This is a genomic window from Mycetohabitans endofungorum (assembly GCF_002927045.1).
Lineage (GTDB): Bacteria > Pseudomonadota > Gammaproteobacteria > Burkholderiales > Burkholderiaceae > Mycetohabitans > Mycetohabitans endofungorum.
On record NZ_PRDW01000006.1, the window covers coordinates 188,715 to 213,816 of the forward strand.

28 protein-coding genes and 1 pseudogene are annotated in these 25,102 nt (G+C 62.3%); 19 read left to right on the forward strand and 10 right to left on the reverse strand.

Translation table 11 applies throughout. From position 1 onward, the window contains the following. Nucleotides 1-16 precede the first annotated feature (16 nt). Nucleotides 17-142 (reverse strand): hypothetical protein, encoded by a 126-nt coding sequence (locus B0O95_RS16945; RefSeq protein WP_255779273.1) that lies wholly within the window; start codon nt 140-142, stop codon nt 17-19. 325 nt (nt 143-467) lie between these two features. Between B0O95_RS16945 and B0O95_RS08175 the strand changes: the two genes are divergently transcribed. After that, entirely contained in the window at nt 468-815 is a 348-nt protein-coding gene (locus tag B0O95_RS08175) for a hypothetical protein (RefSeq protein WP_104077442.1), read from the forward strand. A 143-nt stretch (nt 816-958) separates the two neighbouring features. Here B0O95_RS08175 and B0O95_RS08180 read toward each other — a convergent pair whose 3' ends face one another. Continuing rightward, complete coding sequence (locus B0O95_RS08180; RefSeq protein WP_104077443.1) at nt 959-1,219, reverse strand: DUF6356 family protein; 261 nt, start codon at nt 1,217-1,219, stop codon at nt 959-961. A gap of 166 nt (nt 1,220-1,385) precedes the next feature. On the opposite strand from B0O95_RS08180, the gene B0O95_RS08185 reads away from it, so the two are divergent. The 8 genes and pseudogenes from B0O95_RS08185 (at nt 1,386) to B0O95_RS08220 (ending at nt 7,131) form a co-directional block, all read left to right on the forward strand. Continuing rightward, complete coding sequence (locus B0O95_RS08185) at nt 1,386-1,880, forward strand: Lrp/AsnC family transcriptional regulator (RefSeq protein WP_104077444.1); 495 nt, start codon at nt 1,386-1,388, stop codon at nt 1,878-1,880. Nucleotides 1,881-1,993: 113 nt separating this feature from the next. Beyond that, nucleotides 1,994-2,422: an HIT family protein gene (locus B0O95_RS08190; RefSeq protein ID WP_104077445.1), complete on the forward strand. Its 429-nt coding sequence runs from the start codon at nt 1,994-1,996 to the stop codon at nt 2,420-2,422. A gap of 15 nt (nt 2,423-2,437) precedes the next feature. Further along, the gene (locus B0O95_RS08195; protein ID WP_104077446.1) at nt 2,438-3,064 is read left to right on the forward strand and encodes a LysE family translocator; all 627 of its coding nucleotides are present in this window, start codon (nt 2,438-2,440) and stop codon (nt 3,062-3,064) included. 67 nt (nt 3,065-3,131) lie between these two features. Then, nucleotides 3,132-4,262 (forward strand): 3-deoxy-7-phosphoheptulonate synthase, encoded by a 1,131-nt coding sequence (locus B0O95_RS08200; protein ID WP_104077447.1) that lies wholly within the window; start codon nt 3,132-3,134, stop codon nt 4,260-4,262. 339 nt (nt 4,263-4,601) lie between these two features. Beyond that, on the forward strand, nt 4,602-6,098 hold the full coding sequence (locus B0O95_RS08205) for a succinate CoA transferase (RefSeq protein WP_104077448.1): 1,497 nt from the start codon (nt 4,602-4,604) through the stop codon (nt 6,096-6,098). Nucleotides 6,099-6,218: 120 nt separating this feature from the next. Continuing rightward, nucleotides 6,219-6,509 (forward strand): annotated as a pseudogene (locus B0O95_RS15840) (DUF748 domain-containing protein); the annotation flags it as partial. Nucleotides 6,510-6,557: 48 nt separating this feature from the next. Further along, nucleotides 6,558-6,806: a hypothetical protein gene (locus tag B0O95_RS08215; protein ID WP_104077449.1), complete on the forward strand. Its 249-nt coding sequence runs from the start codon at nt 6,558-6,560 to the stop codon at nt 6,804-6,806. Between the two features lie 142 nt (nt 6,807-6,948). Further along, nucleotides 6,949-7,131, forward strand: coding sequence for an RNA-binding protein (locus B0O95_RS08220; protein WP_076787914.1), 183 nt, complete (start codon nt 6,949-6,951; stop codon nt 7,129-7,131). A 292-nt stretch (nt 7,132-7,423) separates the two neighbouring features. Here B0O95_RS08220 and B0O95_RS08225 read toward each other — a convergent pair whose 3' ends face one another. Continuing rightward, nucleotides 7,424-8,380, reverse strand: a complete 957-nt coding sequence (locus tag B0O95_RS08225; protein WP_104077450.1) for an EamA family transporter — start codon at nt 8,378-8,380, stop codon at nt 7,424-7,426. An 854-nt stretch (nt 8,381-9,234) separates the two neighbouring features. After that, the gene (locus B0O95_RS08230; RefSeq protein ID WP_104077479.1) at nt 9,235-9,531 is read right to left on the reverse strand and encodes an acylphosphatase; all 297 of its coding nucleotides are present in this window, start codon (nt 9,529-9,531) and stop codon (nt 9,235-9,237) included. A 347-nt stretch (nt 9,532-9,878) separates the two neighbouring features. Between B0O95_RS08230 and B0O95_RS08235 the strand changes: the two genes are divergently transcribed. Beyond that, the gene (locus B0O95_RS08235; protein ID WP_104077451.1) at nt 9,879-10,202 is read left to right on the forward strand and encodes a thioredoxin family protein; all 324 of its coding nucleotides are present in this window, start codon (nt 9,879-9,881) and stop codon (nt 10,200-10,202) included. Nucleotides 10,203-10,472: 270 nt separating this feature from the next. On the opposite strand, the gene B0O95_RS08240 is transcribed toward B0O95_RS08235, so the two are convergent. Next, on the reverse strand, nt 10,473-11,045 hold the full coding sequence (locus B0O95_RS08240) for a DsbC family protein (RefSeq protein WP_158249468.1): 573 nt from the start codon (nt 11,043-11,045) through the stop codon (nt 10,473-10,475). A 183-nt stretch (nt 11,046-11,228) separates the two neighbouring features. Here B0O95_RS08240 and B0O95_RS16950 point away from each other — a divergent pair, with 183 nt between their 5' ends. The 3 genes from B0O95_RS16950 to B0O95_RS16540 all read left to right on the forward strand — a co-directional run bounded on the left by B0O95_RS16950 (nt 11,229) and on the right by B0O95_RS16540 (nt 12,622). Next, nucleotides 11,229-11,360 (forward strand): hypothetical protein, encoded by a 132-nt coding sequence (locus B0O95_RS16950; RefSeq protein WP_255779272.1) that lies wholly within the window; start codon nt 11,229-11,231, stop codon nt 11,358-11,360. A 9-nt stretch (nt 11,361-11,369) separates the two neighbouring features. Then, nucleotides 11,370-11,528, forward strand: a complete 159-nt coding sequence (locus tag B0O95_RS15845) for a hypothetical protein (RefSeq protein WP_158249469.1) — start codon at nt 11,370-11,372, stop codon at nt 11,526-11,528. A gap of 638 nt (nt 11,529-12,166) precedes the next feature. Continuing rightward, entirely contained in the window at nt 12,167-12,622 is a 456-nt protein-coding gene (locus B0O95_RS16540) for a hypothetical protein (RefSeq protein ID WP_233203241.1), read from the forward strand. A gap of 66 nt (nt 12,623-12,688) precedes the next feature. Here the strand turns inward: B0O95_RS16540 and B0O95_RS08250 are convergent, their stop codons facing one another. Further along, a complete protein-coding gene (locus B0O95_RS08250) occupies nt 12,689-13,639 on the reverse strand; it encodes an NAD(P)-dependent oxidoreductase (RefSeq protein ID WP_237577330.1) in 951 nt (316 codons plus the stop codon). Nucleotides 13,640-13,722: 83 nt separating this feature from the next. On the opposite strand from B0O95_RS08250, the gene B0O95_RS08255 reads away from it, so the two are divergent. Further along, nucleotides 13,723-14,751, forward strand: a complete 1,029-nt coding sequence (locus B0O95_RS08255) for an AraC family transcriptional regulator (protein ID WP_104077454.1) — start codon at nt 13,723-13,725, stop codon at nt 14,749-14,751. A 36-nt stretch (nt 14,752-14,787) separates the two neighbouring features. Here the strand turns inward: B0O95_RS08255 and B0O95_RS15850 are convergent, their stop codons facing one another. Then, nucleotides 14,788-14,955: a hypothetical protein gene (locus B0O95_RS15850; protein WP_158249470.1), complete on the reverse strand. Its 168-nt coding sequence runs from the start codon at nt 14,953-14,955 to the stop codon at nt 14,788-14,790. A 166-nt stretch (nt 14,956-15,121) separates the two neighbouring features. Here B0O95_RS15850 and B0O95_RS08260 point away from each other — a divergent pair, with 166 nt between their 5' ends. Further along, a complete protein-coding gene (locus B0O95_RS08260; protein WP_104077455.1) occupies nt 15,122-16,912 on the forward strand; it encodes an acyl-CoA dehydrogenase in 1,791 nt (596 codons plus the stop codon). A gap of 79 nt (nt 16,913-16,991) precedes the next feature. Next, nucleotides 16,992-18,179, forward strand: a complete 1,188-nt coding sequence (gene bktB, locus B0O95_RS08265; protein WP_104077456.1) for a beta-ketothiolase BktB — start codon at nt 16,992-16,994, stop codon at nt 18,177-18,179. Nucleotides 18,180-18,339: 160 nt separating this feature from the next. Here the strand turns inward: bktB and B0O95_RS08270 are convergent, their stop codons facing one another. From B0O95_RS08270 to B0O95_RS08280, 3 genes are all read right to left on the reverse strand, one after another. After that, the gene (locus B0O95_RS08270; RefSeq protein ID WP_104077457.1) at nt 18,340-19,581 is read right to left on the reverse strand and encodes a hypothetical protein; all 1,242 of its coding nucleotides are present in this window, start codon (nt 19,579-19,581) and stop codon (nt 18,340-18,342) included. A gap of 150 nt (nt 19,582-19,731) precedes the next feature. Beyond that, the gene (locus B0O95_RS08275; RefSeq protein ID WP_104077481.1) at nt 19,732-20,172 is read right to left on the reverse strand and encodes a CBS domain-containing protein; all 441 of its coding nucleotides are present in this window, start codon (nt 20,170-20,172) and stop codon (nt 19,732-19,734) included. Nucleotides 20,173-20,347: 175 nt separating this feature from the next. Continuing rightward, nucleotides 20,348-20,899 carry a hypothetical protein gene (locus B0O95_RS08280; protein WP_104077482.1) on the reverse strand — a complete coding sequence of 184 codons (552 nt, stop codon included), beginning with the start codon at nt 20,897-20,899 and terminating at the stop codon, nt 20,348-20,350. Between the two features lie 38 nt (nt 20,900-20,937). On the opposite strand from B0O95_RS08280, the gene B0O95_RS08285 reads away from it, so the two are divergent. From B0O95_RS08285 to B0O95_RS08295, 3 genes are all read left to right on the forward strand, one after another. Continuing rightward, nucleotides 20,938-21,276, forward strand: coding sequence for a hypothetical protein (locus tag B0O95_RS08285; RefSeq protein ID WP_104077458.1), 339 nt, complete (start codon nt 20,938-20,940; stop codon nt 21,274-21,276). Between the two features lie 15 nt (nt 21,277-21,291). Further along, the gene (locus B0O95_RS08290; protein ID WP_104077459.1) at nt 21,292-21,540 is read left to right on the forward strand and encodes a hypothetical protein; all 249 of its coding nucleotides are present in this window, start codon (nt 21,292-21,294) and stop codon (nt 21,538-21,540) included. 860 nt (nt 21,541-22,400) lie between these two features. After that, nucleotides 22,401-25,102, forward strand: a 2,702-nt coding sequence (locus B0O95_RS08295; protein WP_146064026.1) for a non-ribosomal peptide synthetase, incomplete at its 3' end; no start/stop codon positions are given.

The window sequence follows — 25,102 nt, forward strand, 5'->3', positions numbered from 1 at the left end:
GTCACTGTAGCGCGGGCTACTGTGGACGGCGCGTGGCGCCGGCGCACACGGATGCACCGCGCACCTCGAAGCGCACGGCATCGACCACTTTGTCGTGCGCGTCCATCTGCTCTAGCAGACGACGGCCGTGGCGACCAGTCAATGCGCCTTACGGAACCGAATGGCTTGCTGCTCAGTCGTCAGAGCACTGCCTCCAATGCGCCGGCTGCGCGCTCGAAGCCGATGTGTTGCCGGGCGGCCGGGATGTCGGGGGGTAGCGCAAAGACGTGCCGTCGGGTGGTGTGCCGATACACGTGACACTCTGTGCCGTGAAGTGCGTTTTTGTCGTGCGCGCCGCGGCGGCGAGCGAGGCTGTCGACGTCTGCGTCTCGCGCAGGAACCACTCATCGCGCGCGAGCTTGATTGCGTTTTCGAATGCGTGCGGGCATGGTTGTTAAACAGCATCATCGCGACAATGATGCTCGCGTTTGCAGTTTGATCGCACGAAGGTCACTCCCGAGCCGGTTTTCGGGTCGTCGATGCGCGTCGAGACGAACAGTGAGAAAACGCTGTCGTCGCCACAGCGCTTGAGCGGCTTCAGAGGCTTGTCACTCTTCGGCAGTCTTTGGCGATCGGTGCGGCCCGACGTCAGTTCGTTTCCGTTGCAGTCGCTGACTGCACGTGGGCGTTCGCGATTGGCCGCACACCTGATCCTGCTGCATGAACGCGACGCGCAAGGAGCATGGTTCCACCCTCCGTCCGGCGTCGAGCCATCTCAGGCAGACGCTTACGTGCGGTTCGATACGATCGCACGATTCTATGCAAGAGCGGGATGACGGTGACATGCCCATAGGTGCCTCATCAGGCAGTCTGGGGTTGCAAAATCGTGCAAATCCGACGTGCGAGTCCGCCTGGCTGGGACAACGTCGCGACTGCTCGGCTGTGCCGCGTGGTGGCGTGGGTGCGGCACAGGGGTGGTTCAGGTGAGCGGCGGCCGGCCGGATGTCGGCTTACGCCGGAGAGCACCGCCCGACCGGTTGAGCACCATGCGCTCGTAGAGTCGGGACACGGTTGTGCTGCCCGTCTTGACGAACAGGAACGGAAACAATCCATGCACGAGCGCAGCGAACGCGGCCAGTAGCATCGGGCCTCCGAACGAGAACGACGCTCTCATGTGTTGCAGATAGCTTTCGCCGACGGAGGCCGGGTGCCGCGTAAACGCGCCGAACAGGGTTCTCATGGGCAGCGCTCGAGTCGATGGGTTTGATGCAACGGGCCGACGCTCATCAAGCCGGCGGCCGTGTGCAGAATAAAGGCAATCTTATAATCGGGGGCGTGAAAAAGGATTGCAAATTTGTGCACGGTGGTAAGTGAAAGTAGAAAAAATTCCTAATATTGACCCATCCATGGACAAGATAGACGCCAAGATATTGTCGCTGCTGCAGCACGACGCATCCCTCGGATTGAACGATATTGCCAAGGCGGTGAATCTGTCACCGACGCCGTGCTGGCGCCGCATACAGAAACTGCGCGAGGACGGCGTGATCCAGCGGCAAGTCGTGTTGTGCGATCCGATTAAGCTCAATCTCGGATTGACCGCATTCGTGACGATCCGCGCGAGCCAGCACAACGACGGATGGACGAGCCGTTTTCTTAAGGGGGTGACGGCGATCCCGGAAATCGTCGAAATCTACCGAATGACCGGCGACGTTGATTACTTGCTGAAAGTGGTGGTGCCCGACATCGCCGGCTATGACAACGTGTATAAGCGCCTGATTAAGGTCGCCGAGTTGCTCGATGTGAGCGCGAGTTTCGCGATGGAGGTGGTCAAACATACGACCGCTTTCCCACTGGACCATGTCACTGACCGCAGCACACGAACCACGTCTCGACGATTGTGAACAGCCGCGCTGGGTGCCGGACTAGTGTGCCACGCGGCAATTCAGATGACGGAATAGGTGGAACTCGGCTACGCTTACGTTCTGCATGCCTACGACTCGGAGTGAAAGCCGCGATGTCCTATGACCCCAATAACCCATTCGCACGCATCCTGCGTGGCGAGTTGCCATGCGTCAAAGTCGCGGAGACCGGCGACGTGCTGGCTTTCATGGACCTGATGCCACAGGCCGACGGCCACGTACTGGTGGTGCCGAAGGAAGCGGCGGCGCAGATCTTCGACCTGTCGGATGCGGCAGGGGCAGCGTGCCTTCGGATGGTCCGCCGGGTCGCCACCGCTGTGCGTGCTGCGCTGAAACCGGAGGGCATGTTGGTGGCCCAGTTCAACGGGGCCGCGGCCGGGCAAACCGTGCCGCACGTGCATTTCCATGTGATTCCACGTCGTGCCGGCGAAGAACTCGAGCATCACGCGCGCGTGGCGGCCGAGCCGGGCAAGCTCGAGGCGATCGCACAGCAGATCCGTGCTCAACTCGAGTCAATTGACTGATTCAGGGAGCGTGCGATGTTTGAACTTTCGACATTGGGCACGTTCGTCGTAGTCGTGCTCGGCCTGTTTCTGATACCGGGGCCGGCTGTGCTGCTGGTGCTCACACGCACGGTGCAGGGCGGGCGCAAGACCGGTGTGCTGACCGGGCTGGGCGTGGCAGTCGGCGATTTCATTCATACGGTGTTTGCCGCCGTGGGCCTGTCGGCATTGCTGATGACGTCGGCGCTGGCGTTCAACATCGTCAAGCTGGTCGGCGCCGCCTATCTGCTGTACCTGGGCGTGTGCGCGCTGCGTAAAAAAACCGCCGACGGACACGCGCCGGCGCCTGCGGCAGTCGAGATCTCGCCGCTGAAGGCGTTCCTTCAGGCCGTGCCGGCTGAAGTGCTGAATCCGAAGACCGCATTGTTCTTTCTTGCCTTCCTGCCGCAGTTCGTGCAGCCGGAGCGCGGCGCGACGTTTGTCCAGTTTACCGTGCTGGGACTGATTTTCGTTGCGATGGGTGCGGTGTACACGACGTTGCTTGTCGTCGCGATGCGGCCATTGGCGCGCCTTGTCGCGAAGCTGCATTGGCTGCGTCGCTGGCAACAGAAGATCATCGGTGTGATCTTTATCTCGCTGGGATTGAAGGTCGCGATGCAGTAACGATAGAGCATCGGGCCGCGCACCAATGTGATAATGTCGTCTTGCCGCTAGTTTCCTGGAGACGATTTTGACTCGCATCGACAACCCGTCGCACGCTCAGGAGGTGGGCGTGGTCGACGCCACGCAGGACACGACCCGCATCGACGACGTGCGCATCGGCGCCGTGCGGCCGTTGATCTCGCCGGCGTTGTTGCTGGACGAGTTGCCGGCGCCGGCCTCGGTGCAGCAACTAGTCGAGCACAGCCGCGCGCGCATTGCCGATGTGCTCAATGGCCGGGACGACCGGTTGGTTGCGGTGGTCGGCCCATGCTCGATCCACGACCACGACCAAGCGCTCGACTATGCGCGCCGGCTCAAAGGTGCCGCTGATCGGCTGCACGAGGATTTGTTGATCGTGATGCGGGTTTACTTCGAAAAGCCGCGTACCACGGTTGGTTGGAAAGGCTATATCAACGATCCGCGCCTGGACGGCAGCTTTCGAATCAATGAGGGGCTGCGCCGCGCGCGCGAGTTACTGCTGCAAATCAACGGCCTTGGGCTTCCGACTGCCACTGAATTCCTGGATCTGCTCAGCCCGCAATACATCGCGGACCTGGTGGCGTGGGGTGCAATCGGGGCGCGCACCACCGAGAGCCAGAGTCACCGCCAACTGGCGTCAGGCTTAAGCTGTCCGATCGGATTCAAGAACGGTACCGACGGCGGCGTGCAGGTTGCCACAGACGCGATTGTGGCCGTCCGCGCCCGCCACGCATTCATGGGCATGACGAAGATGGGCACGGCGGCTATCTTCGAGACGCGCGGCAACCGTGACGCGCATGTGATCCTGCGCGGTGGCAAGAAAGGGCCGAACTACGATGCTGCCGCCATCGAGGGAAGCTGCGCGGTGCTCAGGGCGGCAGGGCTGCGCGAGCATGTGATGGTCGATTGCTCACATGCGAATTCCGGCAAGTCACATCTGCGCCAGCTCGATGTCGCGCGGGACTTGGCCGCGCAACTGTCGCACGGTGAGCGTCGCCTCAGCGGTGTGATGATCGAGAGCCACCTCGAGGAAGGACGCCAGGACTTGAAGCCCGGTGTGCCGCTGCGATGGGGTGTATCGATCACCGACGCGTGTCTGGGCTGGGCGCAGACCGAGCCGGTGCTGGAGATGCTGGCCAGTGCGGTACGGGCCCGACGCGCCGCCGCGGCGCGGCGGTAAGTACCGAAGTCGGTGATGCGTTCGTTGCCGGTGACGGCTGGACGGCTAAGCCGCGATGGCGGGCCTGACCAGAGTGAAGTTTGCGGCCCGATCCGCCGGCGGATCCCGCTACTCGGCGCTGTACGCGTCAAGCAAGCTCGTGTCGCGCGTGACCTGTTCCGGTATCAACGCGCGCAGAACGCGCGTCAGCGTGCTGTTGCGCAGGCCGCAGGATGTAACGCGACGAAGGAATGTGTCGGTCCATGCCGCATGTCGCCGCGGGTTGTCGCACAGGCCAATCGACCATAGATCGAGTGTGGCCGCAGCAGGTCCCCGTCAGGTTATTAGAGCAGAGACGCTATGTATGAAGAACGCATTCGGTGCGCGAGCCTGCGCAACCGCATCATTTCCGCACGCGACGCGGCGGCCCTAGTTCACGATGAAATGCGCGTGGGCACCAGCGGCTTCACGCGAGCCGGCGATCCAAAGGCGGTGTTGCTCGCGTTGGCCGAGCGCGCCCGCACCGAGCCGACGCCGCCTCGCATCACGTTGATGACGGGCGCTTCGCTCGGTCACGATAATGACAAGGCACTGAGCGAGGCCGGCATGCTGGCGCGCCGTCTGCCGTTCCAGGCCGACCCGACGTTGCGTCGCGAAATCAATTCAGGACGCGCATTGTTTGTCGATCAGCATCTGTCCGAGACGGTCGAGATGCTGCGGGCCAATCTGCTCGGCCAACTGGACGTGGCCATCATCGAGGCCACCTGCATTACCGAGTCGGGAGGCATCGTACCCAGCACGTCCGTTGGCAATTCGGCCAGCTTTGCCATTCTGGCCAAACGGGTGATCATCGAGCTGAACTTGGCCCAGCCGTTGGAGCTGGAAGGCTTGCACGACATCTGGATCCCGGCTCGTCGGCCCGACCGCGCCCCAGTGTCGATCACCGACCCGCGTGACCGGATCGGCACGACCACGATCGACATCCCATTGGACAAGATCGCGGGCATTGTCATCACGAACGACGAGGACAGTTCCTCGGTCGTGTTGCCAGCGGACAGCGACACCACGCGCATCGCGCAACACTTGATCGAATTCCTGCAGCATGAAGTGTCTCGCGCACGCCTGCCGGCGCAACTGCCGCCGCTTCAGGCCGGTATCGGCACGATCGCCAACGCGGTGCTGGGGGGATTATGCGCTTCGCCATTCGAAGCGATGACAATGTACTCGGAAGTCCTGCAGGATTCCACGTTCGATTTGATGGATGCCGGCAAGCTGGCGTTCGCGTCCGGCTCGTCGATCACGCTGTCGGCGGCGCGGCAGCGCCAGGTGTTGCGTGAGCTGGCGCGTTATCGCGATCGTCTGGTGTTGCGTCCGCAAGAAATCAGCAATCATCCGGAGGTCGTGCGCCGGCTTGGCGTGATCGCGGTCAATACCGCGCTCGAAGTGGACCTGTACGGTAACGTGAACTCCACGCATGTTGGCGGGACCCACATGATGAACGGCATCGGCGGCTCAGGCGATTTCGCGCGCAACGCATGCTGCGCGATATTTGCGACCAAGTCGGTGGCCAAGGACGGCCGGATTTCAAGCATCGTGCCGATGGTGCCACACTGTGACCACAATGAACATGACGTGGATATCGTGGTCACCGAGCAGGGGCTGGCTGACCTACGTGGGCTGGCGCCGCGCGAGCGAGTGGGTTTGATCATCGAGCGATGCGCGCATCCACAGTACCGCGATTTGCTGCGCGACTACTATCGCGACGCGCTCAAGGGTCAGGGGCACACGCCGCATGACTTGGCGCAGGCGTTTTCGTTCCACCTGCGGCTGGCGCAAACCGGTACCATGCTGCCGTAAGTCGCCGTCGCCATCGCTGTTCTGGGTACAGCCGCATCGTTGCAGCGCCCCGTTGCCTCCAGCCTTGCGTAGGGTCTGCTCCGATGTGCGGCACTCAATAGCGCGCTGCCACGAGTCTACAAGGCGCTGCCACGGGTCTACAAAGCCGCGGACTTCAAAAAGGAGGAGCGCAACTTTATCGGCTTCGCCAAATCGTTGCCTGCCGAGCAGAGGCGCGAGTTGCTGGCCGGGCATGCGTCGGTCGGTGAGCAGAAGCTGCGCGCGTTGGCGCAGGACCGCACGGCAGCGGTGCGGCAATGGTTCGAAGGCAAGGTAGACGCCGCGCGGATTTATACTGTCGCGCCGAAGCTGGACGCCGATGGGATCAGCGATAAGGGGGCCACGACCCGTGTCGATTTCAGCCTTCACTGAATCGACGCGCGTGTCCGAAACAAGACGTACGACACTGAGCGAGGTGAGATGAAGGCAGCACGATGGATCGGGGTACTACTGCTGTTGTCCGGCTGCGGATCGTCGCAGCCGCTGTTCACCGGCGATGGCCGGCTGACGCAATTGATCCGGTGCTCCGCCGCCGAGGGGTGGCCGTCCTGCGATGCGCGTGCGCAGGCCCAATGCGGCGACGCCGGCTACGACACGCTGCAGCGCAACCGCTCGGACGGTACGCTGTCGATGCTGATTGCGTGCAAGCGTCTGGCGGCAGCATATTGACACTCGTGGTGACGCGTCGCTGCGTTCCGCCCGTCACATTCGGTTACGAAACCGCACATAATTGCTACACCGGGCATGCGGATTGCGTTGCATCATGGCTTTCACATCGCGTCTTTCACGTCGCGTTTCAACGGAGACCGAGATGCAATTCATCATTTTCAACTTGCCGGCCGACTTGAGCGAGGAAGCGCTGCGCGACCGGCTTGCCCCGATCGGTGCACGGCTTGTCGAGATTATTCGTGACAATGTCGAACGTGCTCGCGCCATCATTGAAGTCGCCCACATGGCGATGGCCTCGCGCGCGCTGGCGCTGAACTTCGATTGAATCCGGTAGCGGCTGAGCCGACCTGCTCGAAAGTCTAGCCAGGCCTCGCCGACAATAGACTGGCCGAGCTGACCCTGGTGGCTGACACAGCCGCGCGGCTCAGCCGCCTATCGTGCGCTCAACCGACCTCGTCGCGCCCTCAACCGGCCTTGTCCGACGGCTCAACCCATTTCGCCGAACGCGCCGATCAGCGTGAGCACCGTCAGCACAGCGACGAAAATGAATTTCACTCGTTGCTCCATTTCGCCTCGCCTTTCAATTTGAAAAAATGGCACTGTCTCACGCCAAAAACTCACGTATCTTTTACGGTGCCGACCGGCTGGCGCCACGTCCCCCAGCCGAGCACCGCCAGCGCGCACAGAATCAGCACGATGGCCACCAGCGTCTGCGGGGCAATCCGCTCGCCGCCCAGCGCCGCGCCCACCAGTAGCGCGATCGGCGGATTGGCGTAGCCGTAACTTGTCGCCAGCACCGGTGTGGTGCGACTGGCCAGGTACATATAGGCGGAGAACGCCAGCAGCGAGCCCATCGTCACCAGGTACAGCCACGCCGCGAGCGGCGCGCCGCGTGGCACGGTCGCAAGCGACTCGCCGCTGAGCGCCGAAGCCATCGCCAGCATCATACTGCCGACGAGCATTTCGATTGTCACGGCCAGCGCCGGCGGCGGCAAGTCCAATGAGCGCGACAACTGGGTGCCCAGCGACCAGCAACTGATCGCCAGCAGCAGTGCGCCGGCACCCATGGCGCTGGTGCGGAACTCGGCGCCCGACATCAGCACCAGCACGCCCACCGTGCCGATGGCGATCGCGGCCAATTCGTGGCCGCGCGGGCGAATACCGAACAGTCGTTGCCAGACGATCGCAACGATCGGCATGGCGGCGATCATCACGGTGGTCGCGCCCGATGAAATGGTCTGTTCGGCCACCGCAGTGCCGCCCATGCCACCCAGCAGCATCAGCGCGCCGAGCATCGAGCCGTTGCGCACCTGCCGCCAGCTCGCCCGCGCGCGGCCCCGCACAAGCACGAATAGGCCGAGGCACAGGCCCGCGACGGCGAAGCGCGACGCCATCAGCATGAATGGCGGCATCGCTCGCAAGGCGACTGAGATCGCGAAGTATGTGGTGCCCCAGACGACATAGGTGACCAGCAGGCACAGCAGCAGCAAAGGCGTTAGGCGGGCGGTCCGGCTTATGATCGGCAACGTGTCAGAAAACGTTCGATTGTCCGTCCGATCCCGCTGCTCATCCATAGTGTTTCAATCGTCTTTGAACGGATGCGGCGATAATCGATAGGAAGTTGGCCCGTAAAGCTTGATCGTACAGCTTGGCCCGTAAAGTGCCGGATTGGCCCAGCGTTAGCTGGGCACAACCGCGCGAGGATGCGCGTGGTGATGTGCAGGCCGCCGTCTGCCCGATGGGAGCGGTCGGTGGCATCGATGCCCGGCAGCAGGGCAAGCTCGGATGGCACCCGTGCCGGAAGGCCACAAGGTGCTCCGGTTGCCCTGCACGGTTATCGCGGGTCCGTTTTCTGTGCGTTCTCGCGCTAGTGCGTTATGGTGCTTGTTGTCGTCAACGCCGCATGATGCCGCTCAGGCGGCTAGCAGTGTCGAGCGCAGGTGCGTGTTGACCTGCGCGCGGCCGTCGGCGGGAATCCGGCGCGCTGGCCGAGCGCGCCGAGGCGCTGGACTTCGAAATGCTGCTGCGCATGCGTGGCGTCGAGGGGACCATCGTCCCGCCGTCCAAGGTTATTGCTGCCGCCGAGGAGAATGGCAACATCTTGGAACTCGACAAGTAAGTGTTGACCACGTCGCCTGCTCGCCCCGAAAGTGTTTGACAAGGCGCTGCGCGCGGCGGCCTTCATCGCTCAGTCGGGTGACGCGCGAGGTGCTGCTTCCCGTCTTGAAGGAGTCCGGTTTGTATGCCTGAGATCTGCTTCAACGGCGATCGGCGGGACGCGCTGCAGGCATGGCCGCAGCCCGTCCCGACATGCACGGTTACCGTGTTATTCAACGAGGCCAATGCCGCGTTGTACACCGCGGAGCGGCAGGGTGGGACCGCTAGGTGGTGTTCGGCCACATCGTAAGCGCTTGATCTGACGCCGCGCTCAATGCTGCTCGAAGCGATCGTAGCGGCGCTCCGAGTAGCCCTCGTTCGCGATGAACTCGGACACCCTGGCCCGTGGCGGCCCGCGCCGCAGGAATTCCAGCATCCGGTCCACCTGGTTGGCCGGTCCCTGCACGACCGCCTCGACCGATCCGTCGTCGTGATTGGCGATCCAGCCCCGTACCTGCAGCGCATGCGCGCGGCGCACCGCGGCATGCCGGAACCCGACTCCTTGCACTGCCCCGCGAATCTTGACAGTGTATGTTTCAACCCTGGTATCGAGATCGACTCCACTCATCGAGCATCCCTCCTGTCGCGCAGACGTCACTGAACCGTTCAAGCCGCGGATTGTAGTCGCGCCGCGCGCATCGTGCACGGGCTCCGCAACCTGAATGCGGCCAAGCAAGCACTGTGCCCTTGCCGGCGCGCGCGGCTTGCTGCACAGGTGGTTGACCTTCTGCCGGCCCGCCACCTGGCCGGTTGCCCTTGTGCTGGCTCATTGCCCAACCGGTTGCCCTCGTGCCGGCTTGCTGCCCAGCCGATTGCCCGCGTGCCGGCTCGCCGCTCAGCCTGCTGCTTTCCTGCTGCAGGTTTTGCCGCATGCGGCTATGCTGTGACGAATGCAACGTATGGCGGGAGTGTTGACTGGTGGAGCCATTTCCCTACACACCCGATGCGCCGGATCGCGAGCAGTTGGACACGCTTGCCGGCGTGACGGTTATCGAATTCGGCACGAACTGGTGCGGTTACTGCCAACGCGCGCAGCCAGTGATCGCCGAGGCGCTTGGGCGCCATCCGGCGATGCGCCACCTGAAAGTCGAGGATGGGCCGGGGCGGCCGCTGGGACGGTCATTTCGTGTGAAACTGTGGCCGACTTTGGTTTTTCTGCGCGACGGGCAGGAACGGGCGCGTGTCGTGCGCCCGACCCGCGCTGAAGAACTGGACGACGCATTGGCCACGCTGCGATAGCGTAGTTTATGATGCGCTGGTCCTGTTGCACGTTGGCTTGTTGTTGCTGACCACGCCTATTGAATCACGGTGTACTGGATGGCTGCGCGTTGGCTACTGTGGGGCTGCCGCGTGCCGCGTGCCGCGTCGTTGCCGGTTGCGCCATTGTGCGCCACGCTGTTGCGCGGCTAAGCGGCTAAGCGGCTAAGCGGCTAAGCGGCCGTACTGCCGGGCGGCGCTAGCGGGTCGAGGCGGCGCGGCTCGGCCTGGCGGTGACCGCTAGTGCCTGTTCTAGCTCGGCCGCCGACGGCACGCGGTTGATCCGTTGACCAGCAGCAGTGTGGGCGTTCCCATCACACGCAATTTGCGCCCCAGCATCAGGTTACGTGCCAGCACTGTCGCCGTTGCATCGCAAGGTGCGGTAACGGGCGGCGGCGCATGATCCTCGAGCATCCATGCCGACCACGCGCCGGTGCGGTTGTTGGCGCACCAGATCCGGGCGGACATCGTTTTCGAGTCCGGCGTGAGGATTGGGTACAAGAACGTGTATACGGTGACGTCGGGTAGTCCTGCAAGCATGTGCTCCAGTGTTTTGCAGTAGGAGCAATAGGGATCGGAGAATACGACAATCCGGCGTGAGCCATTGCCGTTGACGCTGCGCAGCGCATCGTCCAGCGGCAGCGTGCCGAAGTCGACGCCGCGCTTATCGAAATGCACGATTTTGTCGAGTTTTTGCTCGATTTCGAATAGTAGCCCGCCGTGGCCCGGCCGGTTCAGGTACAGCCACGCGCCGCCGGCGAGCGCGGCCGCCACGGCCAACGCCGCGAGCAGCGTGGCGAGCATGCGTACGGTTCGCGGTGTCATCCGTGTTGTTGTCCCGGGATTCAATGAAGCTGCCGATTGTCGGCGTTGCGCCATCGCGCTGTCTGTGGCCTGCCGCACAGCGGCACGCCAACTGGCGAGCGGAGCACGCCAGAGGCAAGTAAGTGTTGCTGTCATCATGTTGGATCGCAACGCTGGTACGCAAAAGCGTGTCTGGTGCAATACATGAAGCTTGGCAACACTGGGCTGACGATCTCGCGCCTGCGCATGAGAACGATGACGTTCGGCGTGCAGACCGATGAGGACATTTCTCTCGCAATCCTCAATGCCGTCAAGCTCTACCAGGAGCGTTACTAACATGATCTGGTGTACACAGCAATTTCACAATTGCAAGACGTGGTGGGGCTGTTCGGGCTCATGCTGACGACCGCCGCGGTGGCATGGGTGCTCGCCAGCCTGGTCGCCACCTGTGCGAGCATCGTTGCGAGCCGGTCCGAACAACTCGCCGATACGCTGACGCGCTGACGCGGTGCGTTGGGGCGGTGCGCCTGAATGGCGCTGGTGCTGCCCCACGCTTCGCTTCTGCAGGCCGGGCGCTCGTGATTGTCAGTCCTTCCGACATGAAGGTGCGGTACGCTGCGTACTGGAGAATTGCCGTGAGGGAGCGCTTGATGCCGAATGTGTTTTCGTCGATCTGTTGCTGGCCTTTGCGCACCTGGAGAAAGTCATCTGGCGCGCCTGCGGCGCGCAAGGGGCCACAGGCTGCTGAAAAAGCTGCACCGCGTGCTCGCAGCGCACACCCGACACTCGATACGTTATTCAATGTATCCCGGATCACACCGGGATGTCGCCGCGACAGCCCATCGGCGTATGCGAAGGAGATGAGAGGAAATCAGGATGCCATATTGCTTACGTTGATGTTTATGTGCCCGGTGCAGCAGTCCGCTGCACCGGCCAATGGTGGTCGTGCCGATTCCGCATCGTCGCCTCCCAAAGAGCTGATCACGCTGTCTGATTTATGCGATGACATTGAGCGTTATGTGAGACGACAGGGTATCAATCGCGCTGTGACGCCCGAACTGCGGCAGTTCATGACCCGGACGGCAGCAATGCAGAATGTCCTGGTCCAGCGTGGAGAGCCCGCTTGGGGGCGACTGCAGCAAATGCTCGACCGGCTGCAACAGAGGATAGACCTACCGGATTCCAACGCAGGCCCAGCGCATGCGTTCGGCAATCAGGACGGGCATGCTCGTCACGACGCTTGCACCGTGTTCGAGTCGTTTCTTGATGTGTTCGATGACAAATGGATTCCGTCGCTGTACAAACTCAAAATTTCAGATGCAGATGTGCAGAAGGAAGGACAAGCTAGGCTGAAGTCGGCTTGCGGGCGGCTCAGCATGGGTGAAAAGTGGCAGGTCAGTCAAATGATTGAGGCCCGGAAACGACAAGGAAAACTCGGCGCATGGGGCACGATACTGCAGCAGGCGCTCGGCCCGGTGACGCTTCAGTTGCCGCCGGTTGCAACGTCAGGATTCTCGCTCGACGTAGATGCGGTATTCAAACGGGCGCGGGAGGATGCGGCCGTTGACGCGTTTCGCCGGGTGTGCGTTTTGCCTTGATCGAGAACGAATCGCGAATACGGCAGGCGGTGCGCGGGATCAAGGCGATGTTCAAGGCTGACGCCGTTACGCGCTGAGCTGACGCAGTCGCACGATCAGGCTCGATGTATCGTAGCGTCGGCCGCCGAGCGCCTGAACGTCGCCGTAGAACTGATCGACCAGCGCGGTGACGGGTAGCGACGCGCCATTGCGCTTGGCCTCATCCAAGCAGATCGCCAGGTCCTTGCGCATCCAATCGACCGCAAAGCCGAAATCGAAGCGGCCTTCGATCATCGTGTTGCCGCGGTTGTCCATTTGCCAACTCGCGGCCGCGCCTTTGCTGATGACCTCGAGTACGCGCGGCATGTCTAGCCCGGCGTGTTGCCCGAAGTGAATGGCCTCTGACAGCCCCTGTACAACGCCGGCAATCGCGATCTGGTTGACCATCTTGGTCAACTGGCCCGCGCCGGATTCGCCCAGCAGCGTGACCGCGACGCCATAGTGCCGCAGCGTGGGTGCGACGCGCTCGAACACTGCGGCGTCGCCGCCGCACATGATCGTTAGCTTGCCGTTCTGAGCGCCGGCTTGTCCGCCCGATACCGGCGCGTCGATGAAATGCAGGCTTTGTTCACGGGCGATCGAGAATAGCTCCCTGGCGACATTGGCCGAGGCGGTCGTATGGTCGACGAACGCCGCGTCGCGCGACATGCCGGCGAATGCACCGTGCCCGCCCAGCGTCACGCTGCGTAAGTCATCGTCGTTGCCCACGCACGCGAGCACAATGTCGGCGTCCCGTGCGGCCTCGCGGGGCGTGGTCGCCAACCGGCCGCCGTATTCGGCAACCCACTGCTGCGCCTTGGCCGCCGTGCGGTTATACACTGTCACGTCCAGCCCGGCTTTGGCGAGATGGCCGGCCATCGGGTAGCCCATCACGCCGAGCCCGAGAAACGCGACGCGCCGTGGCGTCCCGCTCGATGAAGGAGATGACTGGTCGGTCACTTCGTTTCTCCTGTAAACAATATCGGGGGAAACCGGCATTATCGCAGGCGCCGGGTGAGGCGGCGGTCCGCCATGATGCTTGTGACACAATACCGGTTCAGCGTGCCGTTGCCGCCGTGCTTATGCCTGTTCGTCACATGTCTGATGCCGCGAATCCGCTCGTTGCCACCGTGCCGATCTCTCTGGTGAACGGCTTTCTTGCCGGCGCGGATCCGCACGTCGTTGCCCGACTTGCCGAACGCTCGGGTATCCCGCGTCCGCTGCTCGAGAAGCCGGACGCGCGGGTTACCGAAGAGCAATTCTCCACGTTATACCGGTTGCTTGCCACTGAGTTGGACGACGAGATGCCCGGCATCTTCAGCCGTCCGCTGCGCAACGGCACGCTCAAGTACCTGTGCCTGAGTTTGCTAGATGCGCCGCGTCTGGAAGTCGCGCTGCATCGCTTCGGCCAGTTCTTTCACTTGATCCTGGACGACTTCCGCCTACAGTCCCATCGCGAGGACGGTATTGGACGCGTGACGCTCGTGGTGGGCAACTCGAACTCCGGCGCTATCCGGCCGCTCGGCCGCGAGTTGATGCTTAAATTGGTCCATGGTGTCGCGTCGTGGTTGGTGGCGATGCGCATTCCGTTGATCGACGTGGAGTTTGACTGCCCGCGCCCGCCGCACGCGCGTGACTACCTGTATCTGTTTCCTGGTCCAGTGCGCTTTGCCGCTCGGTGTACCAAAATGCGTTTCGCGGCGACCTATCTGGACATGCCGATACGGCGTCGTAAGGCCGATCTGCAGCGGTTTCTCGCGCGAGCACCGGAGGATTGGATCTTCGTGTCATTTGGCCAAGAGCTGGTTTGCCACCGGGTGCGCCAGTTCATCGCACAGAGCTTGCCGACGGTACCGACGGTCGATGCGGTTGCCGACGTGATGCATTGGTCGGTGCGCACACTATGCCGCAGGTTGGCGGCGGAAGGCACGACATTCCAGGGCATCAAGGACGAGGTACGGCGCGACATCTCGATCCAGCGGCTGACCCGCTCGCATGATGCGATCGCGGCGATCGCCTACGATGTCGGGTTCGACAATCCGACCGCTTTCCACCGCGCGTTTCGCCACTGGACCGGCAGCACGCCCAATATGTACCGGCAGATGGGATAGCGTCGGACTCCCCGTCGCGTACCTCGTGCGCCTCGTTCACGTATCGTAACCGAGCCGCTCAAATTCCCGCGCATGGACCTGCATGCTCCCTCGTTCAATCGCGCCGAGCCATACCGCGTCAGTGCCAATAGCCGAGGAGATTGCGCACTCGAGATAGCGCTCGCGGCCGTTCGCCGCAGTCGGTAAATCACCGGCGCGCGGCACGTTTTGTCAATGAAAAGGCAGCTTTGGATAATGGCCTCGCAGCCATTCGTCGTTACGATGGTGTGTGATCGAACGCCGTGTGCGTTCGGCGCGTACGGTGGCAAAGCAGCGGCAGACCGTGCGCTTTCGGTAGACAACGCTGCGATGCTTGAAAAGGAGCCAGGCGATGAGCTATCGTGCACCGGTCAAGGATATGTTGTTTACGATGAATGCATTGGCGGACATCGATGCGGTTAGCCGCCTGCCCGGCTATGAGGAGGCGACGCTTGAAACCGCGCAAGCCGTGCTTGAGGAAGCCGCGAAATTCGCCGAGCAGGTGCTCGCGCCGCTGAACCGTACCGGGGATACGCAGCCGTCCACATGGGCCGACGGGGCGGTCACCACGACTGCGGGATTCAAGCAGGCCTATAGCCAATACACGCAAGGCGGCTGGCAGGCCGTCGTGCATCCGCCTGAGTTTGGCGGACAGGGCTTGCCCAAGCTCATTGCGACCGCATGCAACGAGATGATCAATGCGGCGAACCTGTCATGGGCGCTCTGCCCGTTGTTGACCGATGGCGCGATTGAGGCGTTGTTGACCGCCGGCAGCGACGTGCAGAAGGCGCGCTACCTGCCCAAGCTGATCGCCGGCGAATGGACCGGCACGATGAACTTGACCGAGCCGCAGGCCGGCTCGGACCTGTCGCTGGTGCGCACGCGCGCGGAACGCCAGGCAGACGGCACCTACAAGCTGTTTGGCACGAAGATCTTCATCACCTACGGCGAGCATGACATGGCGGACAACATCGTCCATCTCGTGTTGGCCCGCACACCCGACGCGCCGCCGGGTGTCAAGGGCATGTCGCTGTTCATCGTGCCGAAGTTCCTGTTCGGCGGTGACGGTGTGCCGGGCGGACGCAACGACGTGAATTGCGTGTCGATCGAGCACAAGCTCGGTATCAAGGCGAGCCCGACCGCGGTGCTGCAGTTCGGTGACCACGGGGGGGCGCTTGGCGAGCTGGTCGGCGAGGAAAACCGCGGTCTGGAGTACATGTTTATCATGATGAACTCGGCACGGTTTTCGGTCGGCATGCAGGGCGTGGCGATTGCCGAGCGCGCCTACCAACAGGCCGCTGCGTATGCGGCCGAACGCGTGCAGAGCCGCCCGGTCGATGGCTCGGCCAAGCAGGCGGTGACGATCGACCAGCATCCGGATGTCAAGCGGATGCTGATGACGATGCGCGCATTGACCGAGGGCGCCCGTTCGCTGAACTACTTTGCTGCGTCCGCCTGCGATATCGCGCATCGGCATCCGGACGCTTCGGTGCGGGAACAATATGCGCGGCGCTATGAGTTCCTGGTGCCGATCGTCAAAGGCTGGAGCACCGAGCTGTCGGTTGACGTTGCCAGCATGGGCGTGCAGGTCCACGGTGGCATGGGTTTCATCGAGGAAACCGGCGCCGCGCAGCATTACCGTGACGCGCGTATCCTGCCGATTTACGAAGGCACGACCGCCATCCAGGCGAACGATCTGGTGGGTCGCAAGACTGTGCACGACGGTGGCGCGGTCGCTCGCGGGCTGTGCGAGCAGATTGCGCTCACCGAGCGCGAGTTGGCTAATCACGAGGAGCCGGTATTCGCGGCGATGCGCGAGCGCCTGGCGGCGGCGCGCGCTGCGCTGGCCGAATCGATCGAGTTCGTGATCTGTCACGCGAAGACGGATCCGAACGCAGTCTATGCTGGCAGTGTGCCGTACCTGAAGCTGTGCGGCATCGTGCTGTGCGGGTGGCAGTTCGCGCGCGCGATGCTTGCAGCGCATGCCACACGGGCACAGGATCCGTCGTTCTGCGACGCGAAGATCGCGACCGCGCATTGCTTTGCCCATCACGTGCTGCCGCAGGCGGACGCGCTGCGTGTGGCAATCGTCAGCGCCGCGAATGGCGAAGGTGCGTTGGCGCCAGTACGGCACTCGGCATGAGCGGTACGACGAGCGCGGCGCTACACAAGCCGGGGCGCAGCAGTGCGGCATACACTGGACCATCTGACAGGAGGCTGTCATGCAAAGAGAAGTCGTGATCGTTTCAGGCGTACGCACGGCGATCGGCACATTCGGCGGCGCGTTGAAGGACGTGCCGCCGACCGTGCTTGGCGCGACGGTCGTGCGCGAATCGCTGGCCCGCGCGGGCGTCGCGGGTGACGAGGTCGGGCATATAGTGTTCGGTCATGTGGTCAACACCGAGCCCAAGGACATGTATATGGCGCGCGTGGCGGCGTTGGATGGCGGCGTGTCGCAGCATGCCCCCGCGTTGACCGTCAACCGGTTATGCGGCTCCGGGCTGCAGGCCGTGGTGTCGGCCGCTCAGTCGATCCTGCTTGGTGACGCGGACGTTGCGGTAGCCGGCGGCGCGGAAAACATGAGCCGGGCGCCGCATTCGACGCAGGTTTCGCGCTGGGGCCAGCGCATGGGCGATTTCAAGCTGGTCGACATGATGACCGGTGCGCTGACCGATCCGTTCCATGCGTATCATATGGGGGTGACCGCCGAGCATGTCGCCGCCGAGCACGGCGTCAGCCGCGTTGACCAGGATCAACTCGCGGTCGAAAGCCACCGGCGCGCTGCACATGCGATCAAGAACGGCTACTTTGCCGATCAGATTGTGCCGGTTGTGCGCAAGACCCGCCAAGGCGAAGTCGTGTTCGATATCGATGAGCACGTGCGCCCCGACGCGACGTTGGAGGAACTGGCCAAGCTACGCCCAGTATTCTTGAAGGAGAACGGCACGGTGACCGCGGGCAATGCGTCGGGTATCAACGATGCCGCCGCCGCGCTGGTGCTCACCGAGCGTGCCCATGCGCAGCGCCGCGATCTGAAGCCGCTTGCGCGGTTGGTGAGCTATGCGCATGCCGGTGTCGATCCGCGCTACATGGGAATCGGCCCGGTACCAGCATCGCGGCTCGCGTTGCAAAAGGCCGGTATCCCGGTCGGCGCGCTCGACGTGATCGAGGCGAACGAGGCGTTTGCCGCCCAGGCGTGCGCGGTCACCCGCGAGCTTGGGCTGGATCCTGCAAAGGTCAACCCGAATGGCTCAGGTATCTCGCTCGGCCATCCGATCGGCGCGACCGGCGCGCTGATCGCCGTCAAGGCGATCCACGAGTTGCAGCGCATCGGCGGTCGTTATGCGCTGGTGACGATGTGCATCGGCGGCGGCCAGGGTATCGCGGCCGTCTTCGAAAACTTGCAGTGAGCGCGTCTTGGCGTTTGCATGACACAACAAAGGAGAAACGCATGGCGATCAAGGCTGTCGGCATCATCGTGCCGGCGCCATGGGTAGCGGTATCGCGCAGACGATGAACCTCTATACCGGCGGCAGCTACGAAGCGCAGCCTGCCAACTTGGCAGAACACTTAATGCTGAGGCTCCAAATCTAAGGGTCCGTATTGATCGTTGATCGGCGCTGCCGGTTCGTCGTTGATTGAAGCCGCAGCGTCGGTATCGGCAGGCGGCCGCGCGGTCGCCGGGCGCGTAGCCGCGGCGGCCGGCCGGATCGTTTGCGGGGACGGTAGCGCGACGGCTTGGGCCGTCAATGCCGCAGTTGCTTCGGCGGCGGATGGCGGGGCATGCAGACCGGTTGCCTCGGCAGCATGCGGCACGGCGGCGGCCGGCGGGCGGGGCACGGCCGCGGCGGTCGAGGGGACCGTCTGTACGCCATAGACAACCGGCGGCTGGGTCGGGTCAACGCGAGCGGCTTGCGGCGGCAGTGGCGTGATCGCGTCCTGTGTCAAAGCGTCGGTTGCCGCGCGCGCCTCGGCGCGGGACACACTCGGCGTGTCGGCGGCTGGCTGCATCGGCTCGGCCGGCACTGCGGCGGCCACCGCATGTTGGGTGGGATGTGCCCCGACCGGTACGGTGTGCGCGTCGGCGTCTTGCGTGGCCGGGGCGATGGCTCTGCGTGCCCTCGCATGGAATGCCCGCGGCAGGTTGCGCTGCACGGAGCCCGAGTCCATGCTCGCGGGGCTCGCGCTGCGTGCTGGCGGTATGCTCGCGAGTGCCACGGTATCGGATGTCTGCACGCGCGTCTGTGCCGACGGCGGGGTGCTCGACGGTGTCGTGACGGTCTGCAGCGGTGCTTGTGCGCTCAAGTGCGCGGTATTACTTGCAAGCACGGCTGCATCGAACAATGGGACGATGCTGGCGCTCACGCTGGTTTGCGTCGGCGCTTCGCGGCTCATGGCATCGGCATACCGGTGCGGCTCGGACGGCGTCCTGTCCTGATAGAGCTGGCTAAGCGTCACCCCCAAAGCGCCGGCGCCCAGCGCCAGCAAGGCGGCGAGTGCGACTGTGTGGCGTCGCGCGAGCGGAGCGCGTTGCAAGCCGGTCCACGGTGGCGTAACGAACGATGGCGGCGTGGTATCGAACGGGCGTGTCGTGGCGTACGCCGGTTCGGCCACCTGCTGTCGCGCGTGGTAGAAACCCCCGTCGCTTGCCGGTGAGTCGGCGTGCGAGCGGGTATCGGCGGCGCGGGTCCCTGCCGGCCCCAGCCGGGGCTCGATTCTGCGCGTGATGCGCACCTGTTTGCTGCTGCGCGCCGATCCCCGTCTAGTGAAGCCCGGCGCCACGCCATGGGGCGTTTTTAATCTGGCGCTCATGGTCTTGGTGGTGACAGTCCGTGAATTAGCCGATCTTAGAGGGGCGATTCAGGGTTTTATGTGCGGGCGCGCACATTGCTGCGGCGCGCTGGCGCATCCACGCGCGCTCACGCGATGGACCATTTCGCAAGCTGGCCCACGCGCGCGAGTCTATGCGCGCTCGCCGCGGATGTAGAGCTCCAACTGCTGGATCGTAAACGCCTGGTCGGAGATGATGCTCTTGACCAAGTCGCCGATCGAGATCATGCCGACGAGCCGTCCTCCGTCGATGACAGGCAGATGCCGTAGACGTCGCTCGGTAACCAGGGCCATGCAGCTTTGCGCACTGTCCTCCGGGCGCACGTAACGGACTTCACGGGTCATAATGTCATGCACCGGTGTGGCCTTCGAGGAGCGGTCCATCAACACGATCTTGCGTGCGTAGTCGCGCTCGGTGACGATGCCGACAATCTTGCCGTCCTCGGTCACGACCAGCGCGCCGATCTGCTTCTCAGCCATACGCTTCATTGCATCGTAGACCAATGCGGACGCGTCGATCGTGTGCACGGTAGCGTCCGGCTTGCTCTTCAAGATCTGTGCAACGGTAGCCATCGGATGCTCTCCTTGCGCCGGCGCGGCGCGGGGCACGCGGCGGGATCGAATGCACCGTCCGCGCGGACCGTGGGGCGCCAACAAAGTGTATGTTACATACAAGTATAGGACACAGTATCGGCGGGCACGCGTGTGCGGCACCGCGGGCGTTGCGCGGCGCCGGGGAAGGCTGCCGTCACTGGATGGCACCCGTCGGCGTCCTGGCAGCGGGCGCGCCCGATAGGGCTGGCGGCGGTGCAGCGGGCATGGGCGGAAGTGGCAACACCGGCGTGGCAGGGGCAGTGCGGATCGGCACCGTCGCGCCGGCGCCAGGCGTGTCACTGTGCGTCGCGGGCTGCATCGCGCGTCCGTACCGTATGAACTGCTTGAAATTCGCGCCAGCCTCCCGCGGATTCGGCAGGCATCCAAGCATATTGTTGCACTGCGCGGAAAAACCGATGGTCGCCGAGCCGTCGTTGTTCGGTGTTTTCGTGATTACATAGGCGAGATCGCGACGCGTGGCCGACGGACCCTCCGTTTGGATGACCGAGTCGGTGATCGTCGCGATTCGATATGCACTATGCTCGGATATCCAAACCTGGGCACGTTGCCACCATGCATCGCACTGCACCTTGCGCGTGCAGCTGAGAGGCGCGACGGCCTGCGCCATCGTCTGCGAGCTGATCTGATTCTGGGATGCGCAGCCTGCGGCCGCGACCGATAGTGCGGCGATGATTGCTTTTTTCATGAATTCCTCCGTCATACCGACCGATAGGACCGCGCCGCGTGGCGGGCGGTTTCGCGGGCTGGCGCACTGACGGCGCGGCATTTGGGCATCGCTTTACAGCGCAGAGCCTGCTGCGTACGCTGCTGATTTATCTGAGCGAAGACTGTTCGATGCGAGAGGCAGCGCAGCGTGTACGTCATGGGGAACTGGCTCAGATCTCAGGTGTTGGTCTGCTCAAACGGATGAACAAGTCGGCAGCCTGGTTAAGCTTGATATGCGCGCGACTAATCGAAGAGTCGTCACCAGCGAGCATGCAGTGTCCAGTGCTGCAAGGCCGACGGATGCTGGCAATCGATGGTAGTGTGGTGACTGAACTGGGGGCGACGGGGTCAACATGACGGCTGCATTATGCGATGAACATTGAAACTCTTTGGTGCAAAGAGGTTGAAATTACACCGATTGCGACGGGAGAAACGTTGACGTGGTTCACGGTGCGCGCAGGGTACATTTTCATCGCCGATCGAGGCTTTGCCAATTGCAACGGCGTCAACCACGTGTTGGACCGCGGCGGTGATGTCGTGCTGTGCCTGGAGCTGCGCAATCTGCCGCTCATGAGTGAGACAGGCGAGCCCTTTAATCAACTCGCCGTCTCCGTACCTTAGGCGAAGGCAAAACAGGCGAATGGCCGGCCACGATGTTAGGCACGAACGGCGCTGTTGCGGTGCGTGTGTGCGCCTGGCGCGCCCTTTAGCCAGAGGTTGCAGAGCGAACATAAGTTGCACCAGGACGCGCAGTACCCAAGCAGTCTCAGCTAAACGCGTGCCAAGCCCCGCCGATAGGTTGGTACAGTGGCGAACTACAACGGCTTGTCTTTCGTTGTTTGTTGCAAGTTTCGGCTTTATCGTTTCGCTCGTTCAAGACTTGTCGTTTAAGCAAAGGTAATGGACTTGAGTGCATCATGGCGGGCGCTTTACAGTTTTTCAATCCGGTGCTAAGCGCCGCGATTACCTGAATCTTTGTAGCGGTTCCTGACAGCTGGGCACAGTGCTTGCGAAAGGTGAAGCAGGTAACGTCGAGCCGATGGGTCAGCGAACGGGTGCGTTGCCGTGGCCGTATGGCTAAATAAAGTGATGTCTGGAGGGAAAAATGAAGAAGTGCCCCAGTTCTGGACCCAATGGCATCGCGCTGGTTTGCCCTGTTCTTTTTAACTGTCTTGCTTGACCGACTGTCATGCCGATCCGCGCGCAGTATCACGCGCGTTATGCTCAGTGTTTTCGCTAAAGATTGGCATCAATTGGTCTTTTCATGATCACTGGCCGGCCAAGTGACACGAGTGGCGCACTGACGCGTGCCGATGAGTGACCTTGATCGTCGCAGTGAATGGTTAAAAATTGCACGCGACGTGTCATAAAAGCCCGTAGTGGTTCCCGACGAGCAACGATAGGTTCTGATTGCGTCGTCGTATCGTTTAGTACGCCTATTAAATATCAGGCTGCTCGGTCGCCTGAATCGGAGTTTTGTTATGGATGCTAGCATCACGCCCGTTACGTATGCATTAACCACTGCCCAAACGGAAATCTGGCTCGCGCAGCAGCTGCACCCAGACAGCCCCGTCTACAACATTGCGCAGTACACGGTGATCGAAGGCGTGATTGATGCGGCCGTCTTTGAAGCGGCATTGCGTCAAGTGATCGATGAGGCCGACACTTTGCGCCTGCAATTTGTCGACAGCGATGACGGGCTGCGGCAGAGGATTGGTGCACCCGCATGGTCGATGCCGGTGCTGGACCTCACGGCACAAGCCGATCCTCAGGCAGCGGCCGACGCGTGGATGCGCGCCGATTATCAGCAGCCAGTCAATCTGATGCAGGGACCGCTTTTTTGCTATGCGTTGCTGAAAGTGGCGCCCGCGCAATGGATTTGGTATCAGCGCTATCACCATATCATGATGGATGGATATGGCCAGTACCTGATCGCACAACGCGTTGCACACGTGTATAGCGCGCTGTGCGCGGGGAATGAGCCAGCGTCCTGTACGTTGGGCTCGGTGCTGAATTTGTTAGAAAGCGATGCGCAGTATCAAGCCTCCGCCCAGCGGGAGAAGGACGAAGCGTATTGGCTTAAGCACTGCGCCAATTGGCCTGAGCCTGCGACGCTGGCAAGCCGCGCAGCCCCTGCTTTACAGCAGCGGCTGCGTCAGACGACTTACCTGGCCACCCAACTGGTGGAAGACTATGTGCTGGATGCGGGCCGGCTGGCGCAGTTTTTGAGCGCTGCACTGGCCGCGTATCTGCATCGCATGACTGGCGCGCAGGACGTGGTGTTTGGTTTTCCAGTGACTGCCCGCTTAGGGGCAGACTGGCACATTCCTGGCATGGCTGCCAATACGGTTCCGTTGCGGTTCAGATTTGAGCCGGAGATCAACTTATTGTCGTTGATGCGGCAGGCGGCGAAGGAAATCCAAAGCGCACTTCAATATCAACGCTACCCGAGCGAAGCGCTGCAGCGTCAACTTGGGCTGGCGCCCGGGCAGTTACTATTCGGCATCAAGGTCAACGTGATGCCGTTTGACTACGAGCTGTCGTTTGGTGGGCATTCATCGACGAACCATAATCTGCTCGCTGGTCCGGTTGACGATTTGATGCTCGGTGTCTATTGGACACCCAATAGCCGTCAATTACGAATTGACTTCGACGCCAATCCTGCGTGCTACACCGCGGAGATACTCGACGCACATCAGCGCCGGTTTATCCGGCTCATGCAAGCGCTCGCTGCCGATACTGCGCAGCCGATTGACAGTATCGATCTGCTCGACGCTGACGAGCGGCATCGGCTGCTGGTGGAATGGAATGCGACGCAAGGCGATTATCCGGCGCACCAATGCATTCACCAACTGTTTGAAGCGCAGGTCGAGCGCACGCCACAGGCGCTGGCACTGGTTTATGAGGACCAGACGCTGAGCTATGCAGAGCTAAATGCGCGGGCCAATCACTTGGCGCATCAGCTCATCGCACTCGGTGTGCAGCCGGATACACGGGTGGCGATCTGCGTAGAGCGCAGCCCGGCGATGGTGGTGGGGCTGCTGGCGATTTTGAAGGCAGGTGGTGCGTATGTACCACTCGATCCCGCCTATCCAGGCGAGCGGCTCGTGCATATTCTCGCGGATGCGGCGCCCGAAATTGTGTTGGCCGATGTGGTGGGCCGGACAGCACTGGGTGAGGCGGCCTTGGTTAATCGCACGGTGCTCGATCCCAATGTGATGCCGGCGCAGCCGCAGACGAATCCATCGGTGCCAGCGCTCACGTCCCATCATCTAGCGTATGTGATCTATACGTCCGGTTCCACAGGCGCGCCCAAGGGCGTGATGGTTGAGCACGCGCAGGTGGTGCGGTTGTTCGATGCGACACAACCTTGGTATCACTTTGACGAAAATGATACTTGGTGCCTGTTCCACTCCTTTGCCTTTGACTTTTCCGTGTGGGAGCTCTGGGGAGCATTGCGCTATGGTGGCAAGCTCGTCATGGTCCCCCGTCATATTGCCCGTTCACCGCAAGACTTCCACCGATTAGTCTGTGAACAGGGCGTCACTGTATTGAATCAAACCCCAAGTGCATTCAAGACATTTATTGGCAGCCAAGCGCAAAGCGCCTTACAAGGTCAACTGCGTTATGTGATTTTTGGCGGTGAAGCACTAGAACCATCCATTTTGCAAGAGTGGTATGCCACACGTGCAGAACAGAGTCCGCAACTGGTGAACATGTATGGAATTACCGAAACGACCGTACATGTGACCTATCGGCCGCTTCGGCCACAGGACAGCGAGCAAGCGGGCAGCCCGATTGGCGTGCGGATTCCTGATTTAAAGCTCTATTTGCTAGACGCCTATCAGCAGCCGGTGCCGCTGGGCGCGGTCGGTGAGTTGTATATTGGGGGCGCGGGCGTGGCACGGGGCTACCTGAACCGCCCGGCGCTAACCGCTGAGCGCTTTGTGCGCGATCCGTTTGTGGACGAGCCGGATGCGCGGATGTACAAGACGGGTGATTTGGCGCGTTATTCACCGGACGGCAATCTGGAATTCTTGGGCCGCAACGATGAGCAAGTCAAGGTCCGCGGCTTTCGCATTGAACCGGGTGAGATCGCAGCGTGCTTAATGGCGCATCCGCAAGTGCGTGATGCGGTGGTGCTGGCAACCGGTGAGGGCTCGGCTAAGCGGCTGGTGGCGTA